Consider the following 13426-nt stretch of genomic DNA (forward strand, 5'->3'; position numbering starts at 1 on the left):
ACGGCGGGAGGCGCGGGCTCCTCTTCTCCCTTGAGGGGCTTTGCTCAAAGGGCTTAAGGGGCCCTTAACAGCGTCTCCCGCACAACTTCTGTTACTCCTGTGGCGTCTGTGTCAGGAGCGGTGCTTGGCGCCTCCTGAGCTGCGTGGCAGAGCGCCGCGGGGACCCGGTAGCGTGAGCCGACGTTCCGAAGGTCCCCCATTCGTAGGAGTCCCGGTGACGCAGCAGAGCGGGCAAGGCGCTGCTTCCTCCGAACCGCAGCAACCCGCGGCGCGGCACGCGCACGAGGGCATCGTGCTGCCGGCGGACGGCAGCGAGCCCCTGATGCCGGGCACCACCGGCGACCACGCCGCCCCACCCGTCGGCAGCCCCTGGGGCGACCCCTGGGGCCCGGACCCGGCGACTCCGGCACCCGGCGCGGGCGAGGCCTGGGGCACCCCGGCCCAGGAGCCCGCCGGGCCCTACCAGGACCCCACCGGGCCGCCGCCACCCCGGTCCGGGATGCCGCTGCCCCCCGAGGGCACCCCGCTCCCGCCCGCCGCACCGTCGGCGGCGGCGTACCCGGACGCCGCCGCGTACGGGGGGCACGGGGCGCAGGGGGCGCCGTTGCCGCCCGAGGGGGCGGGGCAGGGGTATGCCCCGAGGCATGGTCAGGGGTCGGGTCAGATGCCCGGTCAGGTGCTTGGCCAGGGCCCAGGGCAGATATCCGGTCAAGTTTCGGGTCACGTCCCCGGTCAGGGCCCGGGCCAGATACCCGGCCACGGCTCCATACCCGCCGAGGGCCACCTCATGCCGCCCCACGGCCAGAACCAGGGCGCGCACCAGCTGAACCAGGGTGCGCACCAGAACCAGGGCCCACACCAGCAGAACCAGGGCTCACACCAGGGCCAGAGCGCGCCCCAGAACCACCCGCTCCCCCCGGCCGACCACGGCCAGGAACTGCCCGGCGCCTCGTACGGCGGGCACGGCAGGCACGGCGGGGCGCACGCCGCCTACGGGGGGACCGGCGGCGGCGACGCTTCGTATGGCGGTCACGACGCCTCGTACGGCCAGAACGGCGGGCACGGCGGCCACGACGCCTCGTACGGCGCCAACGCCTCCGCCCCCCTCCCGCCCGCCGCCCAGAGCATGCCGCTCCCGCCCACCGGACACCTCCCGTCGGCAGGACAGCACGACCCCGGCTACGGGCCGCCGGGGCCCGACGCCGCGTACCCCGCCGGAAACGGTGGCGGCCGACACGCCGCGGCGCCCACCGGGGCCGACGCCGAGGCCACCCAGTTCATCGCGCCCGTCGACCCCGGCGCCCCCGCGGCGCCGGGCGCGCTGCCGCCCGAGATGCCCGCCGACGGCGCCACCCAGTTCCTGGGCCGCGCGCAGGACGTCGGCCCGGCCGCGGCCCCGGACGACAACGCGCCCACCCAGTTCATCGCTCCCGTCACGGACGGCGGCGCCCACGCGGGCCCGCCCGCCGCTGCGTCCCCGTCCGCCGCGTACGACGTGCGCCCCGGCGCCCCGGGCGACCGGCAGCCGCCCGCCGAGTTCGACAGCCTCTTCCGCAGGGAGCCGGAGCCCGACCAGGGCGCCGCGTCCACCCAGCAGATGCCCCGGCTCCAGGTGCCCGCGCCGGGCCCCGCGTTCGAGCCGGAGCCCGAGCCCGGGCGCCAGCGCCGCGGCCGCGGCGGCTCCAAGATGCCGCTCCTCGCGGCCGTCGGCGTGGGCATCGCCGTGCTCGGCGTCGGCGCGGGCGCGATGCTCAGCGGGGGCGGCGGCGCCGGCGACGACGACGAGAAGGACGACAACAAGCCGCTCGCCGCGACCGCCCCGGCCGAGAGCGACAAGCCGTCGCCGTCCGCCGACCCCGGCAAGAAGCAGGCGGTGGCGCTGGACAAGCTGCTCGCGGACAGCAACAACAGCCGCGAGGCCGTGATCGGCGCCGTACGCAACGTGGGCAAGTGCTCGAACCTGAAGCAGGCCGCCACCGATCTGCGCGCCGCGGCCAGGCAGCGCGACGGCCTCGTCGGCAGGCTCTCCGGCCTGACCGTCGACCAGCTGCCGAAGCACGCGCAGCTGACCGCCGCGCTCAACAAGGCGTGGAAGGCGTCCGCGTCGGCCGACAACCACTACGCCGCGTGGGCCGACCAGGTCGCCCGCAAGAAGGGCTGCCGCAAGGGCCACGCCCGGCAGACCAACCACTCGGCCGCGGGCAACCGCGCGAGCGGCGAGGCGACGCGGGCCAAGCAGCAGGCGGCGGCCCTGTGGAACGCGATCGCGCAGCAGCACGGACTGACCAAGCGGGACAAGACGCAGCTGTAACAAGGCACAGCTGTAAAGCGGCTGAAGCGGCTGAAGCAGCTATGGAGAAGGCGCGTGCTTCAGTGGGCGGATTCGAGGGTCTTGGCCACGTTCACGAACGACTTGCGGGCGAGTACGAGACGGCCGTCCCGCACCACCTGGAAGGTGACGTCGGCGTTGACCAGGCGCGGGTAGTCGCCCGCCGCCAGCATGTCCTCGAAGCGCCAGCTCAGCATCGGCGTGAGCCCGCCGGTGTCCACCCGCAGGCCCTGGTCGAGGGTGCGGCGCAGCGAGCGGGGGGTGACGTCGTCGCCGTTCAGCGACTCGACCGCCTGCCGCAGGACGGTGAACGCGATCCAGGTGGTCTGCACGCCCGCGTCCGCCGCGTCGACCCGGTTGTCGCCGAAGGCCTGTTCGCGGATGACCTCGCGCATCTTCGACCAGCGCCGGTCGCTCCCGTCCGGGTACCAGCCGGTGACGTACGCGCCCTCGTACACGCCTTCCGCGCCGCCCGTCCGGTCGATCAGGGACTGGTCGACGCTGCCGAGCACGGAGGCGGTGCGCACGTCCGGGTACGTGTCCTCGGTGCGCCGGAACGAGTCGAAGAAGGTGTCCGTGCGGGCGCCGAGCGCGGCCGCGACGCAGCCTTCCTTGCCGCCGGAGGCGGAGGCGGAGGCCGATGCCGAGGAGGCGCCGCCCGCGCTTCTGCCGCCGGAGGCGCGGTCCAGCGCCTGCTCGGCCTGCGTCGTGTAGTCGGTGGCGTCCTCGGGGGCCCGGATGTCGGCGGATGCCGCGTTGTGGTCCTGGGCGAGGCCGGAGTCGAGGAGCTTGGAGAGGTCGTCGCCCGCGATGGTGTCCGGCCGCACCAGCGAGACGCGGTCGCAGACACCGGCGAGCTGCCGTCCGTTGCCCGCGATCAGCGCGGGCTGCCCGCCGTTGACGGGGTACGACAGCGGGCTGGAGAACTCCTCGTCGGTGAGGCCGTAGCCGCCGATGTACGGGATGCCGGCCGACTCCAGGGGTGCCATGAAGGCGCGGCCGTGCTGGCTGTAGGAGCCGACGACGGCCGCGACGTCCTCCTTGACGGCCTCGCGGGCGCAGTTGCCCGCGCCGACCGGGTCGTTGCGCTCGTTGCAGGTGACGACTTCGAGCTTGCGGCCGTCGAGCCCGCCGTTGGCGTTGACCCAACGGGCGTAGGCCTTCGCCATCGCGGGCATGCCGGGCTTGTTGGTCGCTTTGGTGTGTTCCGGGGCCCAGGTCATGACTTTCACGGGGTCATCCCCGGAACCCCCCGTGGTACCGGGGATGACCCCGCAGCCGACGGCCACGGACGCACACGCCGCCACCGCCGCGGCGCTGAGCAGCGCTTTTCGAGCTCGGGGCGCGGTCTCGGCGGGACGGGGAGGGAAGACGCGTCGCAAGGCGGGCATGAACACGCACGATTCCGTCATCCGGCCAACCTGGGAGTGACGCGCACCCAACGATCGGTGACCAAGGCGTGAACTGGTGGGGCCGTAAACAGGTGGGGGATGTGGGAACGTACGATCGATGACCGTGCAAGGAACGGAGAAGTCTTCCCGTCGTGGCCGTCGGTCGACGACCATAGGCGGCATGCCAACGAACGACATGCCGTGGTGGCGCTGGCGCAGCAATGTGCGCTCGGCGCTGCACATGCTCTCGGACCCGGTCTTCCAGCGGGAGTGCTGGCTCGCGGGGCGCGAGGAGTACGGGGACGTGACCGACGCCGTGTACCGCCTTGTCGAGGACACGTGGCTGGACAACTGGTCGGCGGAGAAATACGTCGGGACGATCTTCCGGGACTCCCAGGAGGCCGCGCTCGTCGACGCCGCCGTGCTGCGGGTCCTGCGGATCATGCACGAGGTCGGTCCGGACGCGGCGGTGTCCGTGTATCTGGACCACCCCGGCTGGCCGGACGCGGTGCGAGCGGCGCGGGACGCGCATGTGCGGCTCGCGGCCGGGGACGGGGAGGATCCGGACGGGCCGCCGCGCACGCTGGAGGTTCTGCGGATTCTTACGCGGTCGGGTTGAGGGGTCCGTTCTTCGTACGCGGCTCCGGTTGAGGGGTCCGTACTTTCGTACGCGGTCGGGCTGAGGGGGCCGTTCGTCGTACGCGGCTCCGGTCCCGTACGCGGTCGGGTTGCCCCCTGGCGTATGGGACCCTGGGCGGATGAACGAGCAGTCCGCCGTCGCCAGTGACCAGCGCGCCGACCGCGCCGAACAGTACGTCCTCACTCTCTCCTGCCCGGACAAACAGGGCATCGTGCACGCCGTGTCGAGCTACCTCTTCATGACCGGCTGCAACATCGAGGACAGCCAGCAGTTCGGCGACCACGACACCGGGCTGTTCTTCATGCGGGTGCACTTCTCGGCCGAGCCGCCGGTGACGCTCGACAAGCTGCGCGCGAGCTTCGCGGCCGTCGGTGACTCCTTCCAGATGGACTGGCAGCTCCACGGGGCCGACGACAAGATGCGGATCATCCTGCTGGTGTCGAAGTTCGGCCACTGCCTGAACGACCTGCTGTTCCGCTCGCGCATCGGCGCGCTGCCGGTGGAGATCGCCGCGGTCGTCTCCAACCACACGGACTTCGCCGAGCTCGCCGCCTCGTACGACGTTCCCTTCCACCACATTCCCGTCACCCGGGACACCAAGCCCGAGGCCGAGGCGCGGCTGCTGCAGCTCGTGCGGGACGAGAACGTCGAGCTGGTCGTGCTCGCCCGCTATATGCAGGTCCTCTCCGACGACCTGTGCAAGCAGCTCAGCGGGCGGATCATCAACATCCACCACTCGTTCCTGCCGAGCTTCAAGGGCGCGCGGCCCTATCACCAGGCGCACGCGCGCGGCGTGAAGCTGATCGGTGCCACCGCGCACTATGTCACCGCCGAGCTCGACGAGGGGCCGATCATCGAGCAGGAGGTCGAGCGGGTGGGGCACGGGGTGACTCCCGACCAGTTGGTCGCCGTGGGGCGGGACGTGGAGTGCCAGGCGCTGGCGCGAGCCGTCAAGTGGCATGCCGAGCACCGCATCCTCCTGAACGGCCACCGCACCGTGGTCTTCGCCTGACCGATCGAGCCCCGCCGCTCCGCGGCGGGATCTCTCCCACCCGCCCGCCCGTTTCCAGCAGACCAACAGGCCCTGGCCGCAGCCGCCACCGACGCCGGCCTCCGGCCCAGGCAGACCACGCTTCCGGTGCCGAGCAAGGCCGTTCGGCGTCTGCGGGCTGCGGCTGGATGATGCTCCGTCACTTGCTGTGGGCAATCGTGCCGCAGGGCGGCTCCCAACCCTTAAAGGCAGCCCAGGCCGACGGTGCCGTTCTGGTCGGGGGTGCGCACCCCGAGGCCGACGGTGCCCGTCCGGACGGCGTGAGGTGACTTGCCGGGTGCGGGGCCCGAGGCCCACGGCGCCTACAACCGGCTCAGCGACGCCGCTGCGAACAGGACGTCGCGGATCGCCTCGCGGTCTCCCATCTGGCCGGCGGCCGCCTCCTCGGGGGCCACATGCCCCGCCGCCAGGCGACAGAACTCCACCCCGTCCAGCGCGATGTGCGCAACCTCGCACTCGGCGGAGCCGCTCGCCCCGGGCGAGTCCAGCGGAATGAACCACTCTCCGCCCCCGACCCCCTCGACCTCAAGGCGCAGGCTCCGCCCGGGAGCCCCCGCCGCGACCAGCTCCCGCGACGGCGCCGCCCGCCCCGCCCGCCGCCGCTCCGCCAGCGTCGCGGGCAGCATCCGCGCCGCCAGGTCGATCATGTGGTGCAGATGGCGGGGCGAGGGCGGCTCGTACGGATAGTCCACGGCGTCGGCGATGTCCTCGGCGTGGATCCAGCATTCGAAGGCCCGCTCCACCATCGAGTCCCGCAGGGGCAGTTCGACCCTGCGGCCGTCCTCGCCGGGGTCCTCACGGGGCGGGGCCGCCGCAATCCCGTACTCCACGGCGAGCCGTCCCGAGCCGCCGCCCGCGAACGACACCGTCCGGATCAGCTCGTGCGTCTGGTCGCGCCAGGGGCCGCGTACGGCGCGGGTGGGCGGGACGTGAGAGGCGCGCCAGTACGCCTCCGTGCGCCGGGTCGGGTCGGGGACGCGCGGGGCGTCCGCGCCGAGCGGGTCCTCCAGGCCGAGCGCGGTGCCGACCAGGCCGTCGACGGCCAGCAGATGCGCGATCACCCCGGCGACCGTCGTCTTGCGGCTCACCGGACCGTCGTCCTTGAACCAGCGCAGCCGCACCGGGGCGTGCCACTCGGCGTCCCCGATGTCCTGGAGCAGTGCGTCGAGCCGCGCGGTCTCGGCGTCGTACGGAGCGGCCCACTCCGGCAGTGGGATGCGGGGCGGGCGCCGCCCCAGGCAGCTCTCCAGGACGCGGGTGCGCAGCCCCGGGTCGAGGTCGAGGCTCTCTTCGGGGTGCAGCAGTCCGACCGCCTCGCGCAGCCGCAGCGCCTCCTCGGCGCAGGGGCCGCACGTCCCCAGATGCTCCTCGACGGCGATCGACTCCTGCGCCGAACAAGCGGCGAGTGCCCACGCCCCGAGCAACGACTTCAACACCCGATGATCAAGCTCCCCACCCCCCGACACGTCCCCACCAGTCCCCGCCCCCGCGTCCGGGTCCCACTCCGACCCCGGACCTGAGCCCGCGCCGGACGCCCCACTCGCGTCGTACGCGCTCCCCGCGTCGTACGCATCCCCGACGCCGGGTGCACTCCCGACGTGGGGCGCACCCCCCACGTCGGACGCGCCCCCGCCGTCGCCCGGGTCCGCACCCCGCTCCTTCGCCCCCGGAGTCGGCACGTCAGGCAACGGCCCCCCGCCGTCCTCCACCGACACCCGCGGCGCGGGTATCCGCGGCGCCCCGCCCCCGCCGGGGAGCGCCCCCGGACCGTCGCCCGCAGGCCCACGGCCAGTCCCGTCGTCCCGAGGCCCACGGCCTGTCTCTTCGTTGTCGTACGGGTCCGGCTGGTCGGGGCTGTTCACAGTGCTCTCCCGTAGCCGTGGGCGCCGGTGTCCGTGGGCTCTTCGCCGGACGGGGCGGTGTCGTGGGCGGTGGAGAGGAGCTGCAGGCCGAGGCGGAGGCGGCGGCGGGCCTCGTCCTCGGTGACGCCGAGATCGGCGGCGGTCTGGCGATAGTCGCGGCGCTGGAAATAGGCCAGCTCGAGGGCGGCGCGCAGCGGGGCGGGCATGGCCGTGACGATGTAGTCCGCGCGGGCGGCGGCGGAGGCGCGGCGGACCTTGCGCTCCAGGTCCTCCGTGGTGCCCTCGCCGCCCCGGGCCAGCGCGGCGGACTCGGTCTGCCGCAGCCGCCACACCGCCTGCCGGTGGGCCAGCATGGCGATCCAGGAGCGCAGTGGGCCCTGCTTGGGGTCGTACCCCTCGGGGTTCTCCCAGACGTGTGTGAAGACCTCGCGCGTGATGCGGTCGGCCGCCGCCACGTCCCCGAGGACGCGATACGCGAGGCCGTGCACCAGCGAGGCGAAGTGGTCGTACAGCTCGCCCAGGGCGGCTGCCTCCCCGTGCGCCAGGCGCTGCTGCATGCGGCGGTCCCAGCGACGCGGCGCGTCCTTCGGCATGCGGCCCCCTCGATCGCTCGCCGTCCTCACCCTCATCGTTGCTTCGAATGTAGTCGGCGCCACTGACACCGCACCGCTCTTTCGGCCCGCTTTCCCGTTCTTTGCGGCAAAGCGCGGCCGGGCAGGGCCGCGAATGATATTGAACGTGTGCTCGCCCCGCGTCCCGCGGGCATCCGCGAAGCCCGCTTCCGGTACGCATGGTGTCCTGGTGTTTCATGGAACCGCTGTGGGGCAGCCGCGAAAGAGGAACCGAAGGAGCTGCTTCCGGATCAGCGGACGAGGGGCTGGCGCGTGGCGTTCAAGGTGGCCGTGGCCGAGCAGGGCGACTGGGTCGTGCTGCGGGTGTCGGGGGAGATGGACCTCCTGGCGTCACCCATGCTGCGCCAGCGCGTGCACGACGCCGTGGCCGAAGGCCGCCGCAGCCTGGTCCTCGACCTGTCCGACGTGTTCTTCTGCGATTCGAGCGGCGTCGGCGTACTGATCACCACCCGCCGCCTGATGCGCTCCTGCCGCGGCCGGCTGCGGCTGATCCTGCCCGCGCAGGGAGCGGTCGACGGCTCGCACGTGAACCGCGTGCTCGCCGCGCTCGGCGTGCGGCGGCTCTTCGAGGTGTACCCGGACGCGGAGTCGGCGGTCGACGACGGCGCCGCACCCCTGACCGCGTAGCGCCCGCACCCCTGACCGCGCAGGCCGTCCCGCCGGGCAAGCCACGGCCGACTCGGGCAAGTGGAACCCCGCACCCCGCGCAAGATCGGAATGCTGATACAACCTTCCCGAGCGGACGCCGGCGTCGGCGTGCCCGCCGGGTCCGTCCGGAGTGCGTCCATGACACACCTTTGTCGCGGAATTTCCGCGGTCTTGGCACAGGCGCAGCTTTTCCGCCTCCTGGCGGCCGACGGCGTCGTACGCTCCTGGACAGATACCTGTAGGACGGCTCGCCCGGCTCCGGCCGCGGCGGGCCGACCCTCCGAACCGCATGAGAAGTGAGGCGGCCCTAAGACCATGGACAGTGCCGAGTACGAACGCAGGATCGCGGCCCGTTTCGCCACCTTCGACCAGGACGGCAACGGCTACATCTCCCGTGAGGACTTCAGCACGGCGGCCCAGGCGCTGCTCGCGGAGTTCGGGGTGACGGCACGGTCCGAGAAGGGCCAGGCCCTGTACATCGGGGCCGAGGCGTTCTGGCAGGGCATGGCGGGCATCGCGGACCGCGACGGCGACCAGCGCATCACCAAGGACGAGTTCGTCGGCGGCGCCGTGAAGCGGCTGCGCGACAACCCCGCCCGGTTCGCGGAGATCGCCCGGCCGTTCCTGCACGCGCTGATCACCCTCGCGGACGGCGACGGGGACGCCTCGGTGACCCCCGAGGAGGTCCAGCGAGCCCTGCGGGTCCTTGGCGTGGAGTCCACCCTCGCCGAGCAGTCCGCCACCGCCCTGGGCCCGGTGACGGAGGACCAGGTGGTCACGGCTTTCGCGGAGTACTTCACCGTCCCTGAGTAGGCACGGATTCGGCACGTTCCGGGGACAGAATCAGCCCGTCCGGCATTTGAGGACGAGGCCCGAAGGGCCGAAAAGGCGGGGAAAGGGGCGCAGCCCCATACACCCGCTCACGCCGAAAAGCGCTCCCGCAGCTTGTACTTGAGCACCTTCCTCAACGTCTCGTTGCGGGGCAGCGCCGTCACCAGCTCCAGTTGCTCCGGCAGCTTGTGCACGGACAGGCCCGCGCCGCGCAGGTACGCCGACGCCTCCGGGAGCGTCAACTCGGGTGCCCCGGGGGCGCCTTCCACGACCGCGCACACGCGCTCCCCGCGCTCCGGGTCGGGCAGGCCGATCACCGCCACGTCGGCGACCGCCGGGTGGGTGTGCAGCAGGTCCTCGATCTCCTTGGCGGAGATGTTCTCGCCCTTGCGGATGATGACGTCCTTGGCGCGCCCGGTCAGGACCAGGTGCCCGGACTCCCGGACGTGCCCCAGGTCGCCGGTGATCAGGAAGCCGTCCGCGTCGAAGGCGGCCCGCGTGGCCGCCGCGTCCAAGTAGCCCTGGCAGACGGCCTCGCCGCGCAGCCGCACCTCGCCGTCCGTGTCGGCGGGCAGCTCCTTGCCGTCGGGGTCCGTGACGCGGATCTCCATGCCGGAGGGCGGGCGGCCCTCCGTGGTGGCGAGGTGCTCGGGGGTGTCGTCGGGGTCGCCCATCGTGATCATCGGGACTTCGGTCATGCCGTAGCCGTGCGTGAGCTGACACCCCAACTCGCGTACGACGGCGTGGTAGATCTCCGGCGGCTTGGGGGCGCCGCCGCCCGCGAGCAGGCGCAGGGTGGGGATCAGCTTCCGGCCGGGCCGCTTGCGCTGCTCGGTCAGGAACATCGAGTAGAACGCCGTCGAGCCGCCCGCGACGGTCACGCCGTGCCGCCGGTAGCCGTCCAGCGCGTCCGGCAGCGCGAAGTGCTCGAACAGCACGGCCGGGAAGCCGTACAGCAGCAGCATGACGGTGTAGTCGGGCCCGGCGATGTGCGCGAAGGGGAACGCCATCGAGCCCACGTCGTCCGGCGTCAGGCGCAGCGCGTGCGCCAGGCAGGCGCCGCCCGCGATCAGGGAGCGGTCGGTGTGCAGGACGCCCTTGGGGTCGGACGTCGTGCCGGACGTCCAGTAGATCCAGCGCACCGCGCGGCCGTCGGCCGGCGGCGGGGGCAGCACGCCGGGGTCGGCCTCGGGCAGCTCGTCGTACGCGGTGAACACGCCGCGCGCCCCGAGCCGCGCGGCCAGTTCCGTGTGGTCGAAGCCCCGCCAGACACCTGGCACCGCGAAGAACTCGGCCTTCGACTCCCGCAGCGCGAAGCCGACTTCGCGGTCCCGGTAGAACGGGATCACCGGTGACTGGACGGCGCCGAGACGGGCGAGGGCGAAGGACAGGACGGCCGTCTCGATGCGGGTGGGGAGCTGCCAGGCCACGACCGTGCCGGGGCGCACCCCCCTCCCGTACAGCCCCGCCGCCACCCGCTCGCAGCGCTCCCGCAAGCCGCCGAAGGTGAGGACGCGGTCGTCGGCGGGATCGGCGGCGGCCTGGATCAGGGCGGGGGTGTCCGGGGTGAGGGCGGCGCGGCGCTCGATGAGCTCCCAGAGCGTCCCGCAGGCGCTCAGGGCATGGGCGGTGTCGTCGTGCACTGCGGCCCCCTCGTGATCAACCGAGCACTGTTTCTGACGGGTAGTCAGGATGTGCGGTGAGCGTAGAGCTCCGCTCCTTGTCGGTCCAGGGGTGCGGGGCTAGCCTGCGTTCTGACGCTCCATCAGAAATTGTTGAGGGCTGCCGGGGTGAGGGCTGTCAAGAACTGTCGAGCGAGGGGACCTTGATGGACCTGACGTACACCGAGGAGGAGGAAGCCTTCCGGGAGGGGCTGCGGGGCTGGCTCGCGGACGTGCTGCCGAAGCTGCCGGCCAAGCCCTCGCCCGACGACTGGCCCGGCCGGCGGGCGTACGACACCGCGTGGCAGCGGACGCTGTACGACGCGGGGTACGGCGAGGTGCACTGGGACGCGTCCCCGACCCGGCGGCTCATCTTCCTGGAGGAGACGGAGAAGGCGGGCGCGCCCTACGTAGGGGCCAACTTCGTCGGGCTGCTGCACGCGGGCCCCACCATCGCCTCCGAAGGCACCCCCGAGCAGCGGGCCCGCTGGCTGCCGCCCGTGCTGCGCGGCGACGAGGTGTGGTGCCAGGGCTTCAGCGAACCGGACGCCGGATCCGACCTCGCGTCGCTGCGCACGCGCGCGTGGCGCGACGGCGACGACTACGTAGTGAGCGGTTCGAAGATCTGGACCTCGCACGCGGAGGTCGCCGACTGGTGCGAACTCCTCGTGCGGACCGCACCCGTGAGCGCGGAGGTGCCCAAGCACCGGGGCATCACCTGGCTCGCGACGCCCATGGACGCGGACGGGATCACGGTGCGGCCGCTGCGGACGCTCGCGGGCTCGGCGGAGTTCGCCGAGGTGTTCCTCGACGAGGTGCGGGTGCCGGTCGCCAACCGGGTGGGCGCCGAGAACGACGGCTGGCGCGTGACCATGGTGACCCTGTCGTTCGAGCGGGGCACGGCCTTCGTGGGGGAGGTCGTGGCCTGCCGCCGGCTGCTCGGCGAGCTCGCCCGCGAGGCGCGCGCGAACGGGCGCTGGGACGACGCGGTGCTGCGGCGCCGGCTCGGGCGGCTGAGCGCGGAGTTCGCCGCGCTGTGGCGGCTGACCCAGTGGAACGTGAGCGAGGCCCAGCGCACCGGCGGCGTGCCCGGCACCGGCGGGTCCGTCTTCAAGCTGCGCTACTCGCAGGCGCGCCAGGAGCTGTACGACGCGGCGGCCGAGGTGCTCGGCCCCGGCGCCCTCGACCTGGACCGCGCCTGGACACTGGAGCGGCTCTCCTCGCTGTCGTACACCATCGCCGCCGGGACCTCGCAGATCCAGCGGAACATCGTCGCCGAGCGCATCCTCGGCCTGCCGAAGGGGCGGTGAGCCGACGGTGGACTTTCAACTCACCGACGATCAGAAGGCCTTGAAGCGGGGCATACGGGATGTTCTGGAGGGACGGTTCGGACGGGACACGCTGCGGGCCGCCGTTGCTGCCGCCGAGGGCGCCGAGGGAGCCGCGGGAGCCGAGGCTGCTGACGCCTTCGAAGTGCCGTGGCTCGACCGGGACTTGTGGCGGGCGCTCGGCGACGCCGGGTTCTTCTCGCTGTGCGTGGCCGAGGATGCGGGCGGTGTCGGACTGGGGCTGCCCGAGGCCGTGTTGGCCTTCGAGGAGGCCGGGCGGGTGCTGCTGCCGGGGCCCGCCGCGGCGACGTTCCTCGCGGCCGGGGAGGTCGAGGGCGCGGCCTCCGGGGAGGTCGTCGTCACTGCCGTCGACGGCGTGCTCGTGCCGTGGCTGGCGGAGGCCGACGTGGTGCGCGGGGACGCGGCGGGAGCGGTGCCCGTACGGTCCGTGGACCCGCTGACGCCGCTGCACCGCCTGCCGGACGGCTCCGGGCCCGTCACCGCCGCCGCGCCCGCCTCCCACGCCTCCCAGGCCCCTCACGCCTCCCAGGTCCCTCACGCCTCCCAGGCCCCTCACGCCACACACGCCGCCCACGCCCCTCACGCCTCCCTCCTCGGGGCCGCCGAACAGCTCGGCTCCGCCACCCGCACCTGCGAGGCGGCCGTCCAATACGCCCAAGATCGCGAACAGTTCGGCGGGCCCGTCGGCCGCTTCCAGGCCGTGCAGCACCTGTGCGCCGACATGCTGGTCCGCGCGGAGCTGGCCCGCGCCGCCGTGTACGCCGCCGCCGTCACCGCGGACCCCCTCGACATCGCCGGAGCCAAGCTCCTGGCCGACGACGCCGCCGTACGCAACGCCTGTGACTGTCTGCAAGCGCACGGTGGCATGGGGTTCACCTGGGAGTCCGACGTCCATCTGCACCTGAAGCGGGCCTGGGTGCGGGCCGCGCTCGGCGGCACGGCGGCCCGCGCGGAGGAGGAACTGGCGGCGGCGTTGTGATCGACTTGCGCGCCCGCCGAAAGGCGCTAAAGCTTCCCGTGAAAGGCGGTATT

Annotated in this window: 11 protein-coding genes; 7 read left to right on the forward strand and 4 right to left on the reverse strand. The window is 73.1% G+C overall.

Annotated features, from left to right (window positions below; translation table 11 throughout):
- The first annotated feature begins 214 nt into the window (after window positions 1–214).
- Entirely contained in the window at window positions 215–2311 is a 2097-nt protein-coding gene (locus AC0KTA_RS21160; protein WP_481049780.1) for a hypothetical protein, read from the forward strand.
- A gap of 59 nt (window positions 2312–2370) precedes the next feature.
- Here AC0KTA_RS21160 and AC0KTA_RS21165 read toward each other — a convergent pair whose 3' ends face one another.
- Complete coding sequence (locus tag AC0KTA_RS21165) at window positions 2371–3720, reverse strand: ABC transporter substrate-binding protein (protein WP_481049781.1); 1350 nt, start codon at window positions 3718–3720, stop codon at window positions 2371–2373.
- A 118-nt stretch (window positions 3721–3838) separates the two neighbouring features.
- Here AC0KTA_RS21165 and AC0KTA_RS21170 point away from each other — a divergent pair, with 118 nt between their 5' ends.
- Window positions 3839–4339: an SCO4402 family protein gene (locus tag AC0KTA_RS21170; protein WP_481049782.1), complete on the forward strand. Its 501-nt coding sequence runs from the start codon at window positions 3839–3841 to the stop codon at window positions 4337–4339.
- Between the two features lie 139 nt (window positions 4340–4478).
- The gene (gene purU, locus AC0KTA_RS21175; RefSeq protein WP_481049783.1) at window positions 4479–5372 is read left to right on the forward strand and encodes a formyltetrahydrofolate deformylase; all 894 of its coding nucleotides are present in this window, start codon (window positions 4479–4481) and stop codon (window positions 5370–5372) included.
- A 341-nt stretch (window positions 5373–5713) separates the two neighbouring features.
- Here the strand turns inward: purU and AC0KTA_RS21180 are convergent, their stop codons facing one another.
- Window positions 5714–7141, reverse strand: a complete 1428-nt coding sequence (locus tag AC0KTA_RS21180; RefSeq protein ID WP_481056509.1) for an MDMPI N domain containing protein — start codon at window positions 7139–7141, stop codon at window positions 5714–5716.
- Window positions 7142–7269: 128 nt separating this feature from the next.
- The gene (locus AC0KTA_RS21185; protein ID WP_481049784.1) at window positions 7270–7866 is read right to left on the reverse strand and encodes a sigma-70 family RNA polymerase sigma factor; all 597 of its coding nucleotides are present in this window, start codon (window positions 7864–7866) and stop codon (window positions 7270–7272) included.
- Between the two features lie 291 nt (window positions 7867–8157).
- Between AC0KTA_RS21185 and AC0KTA_RS21190 the strand changes: the two genes are divergently transcribed.
- The gene (locus AC0KTA_RS21190; RefSeq protein WP_481049785.1) at window positions 8158–8532 is read left to right on the forward strand and encodes an STAS domain-containing protein; all 375 of its coding nucleotides are present in this window, start codon (window positions 8158–8160) and stop codon (window positions 8530–8532) included.
- Between the two features lie 336 nt (window positions 8533–8868).
- Complete coding sequence (locus AC0KTA_RS21195) at window positions 8869–9366, forward strand: EF-hand domain-containing protein (RefSeq protein ID WP_481049786.1); 498 nt, start codon at window positions 8869–8871, stop codon at window positions 9364–9366.
- 107 nt (window positions 9367–9473) lie between these two features.
- Here the strand turns inward: AC0KTA_RS21195 and AC0KTA_RS21200 are convergent, their stop codons facing one another.
- A complete protein-coding gene (locus AC0KTA_RS21200) occupies window positions 9474–11027 on the reverse strand; it encodes a class I adenylate-forming enzyme family protein (protein WP_481049787.1) in 1554 nt (517 codons plus the stop codon).
- 185 nt (window positions 11028–11212) lie between these two features.
- Between AC0KTA_RS21200 and AC0KTA_RS21205 the strand changes: the two genes are divergently transcribed.
- Window positions 11213–12355 carry an acyl-CoA dehydrogenase family protein gene (locus AC0KTA_RS21205; RefSeq protein WP_481049788.1) on the forward strand — a complete coding sequence of 381 codons (1143 nt, stop codon included), beginning with the start codon at window positions 11213–11215 and terminating at the stop codon, window positions 12353–12355.
- 7 nt (window positions 12356–12362) lie between these two features.
- Window positions 12363–13373, forward strand: a complete 1011-nt coding sequence (locus AC0KTA_RS21210; protein ID WP_481049789.1) for an acyl-CoA dehydrogenase family protein — start codon at window positions 12363–12365, stop codon at window positions 13371–13373.
- Window positions 13374–13426: the final 53 nt, after the last annotated feature.

The sequence above is a fragment of the Streptomyces sp. Y309 genome (assembly GCF_056712025.1).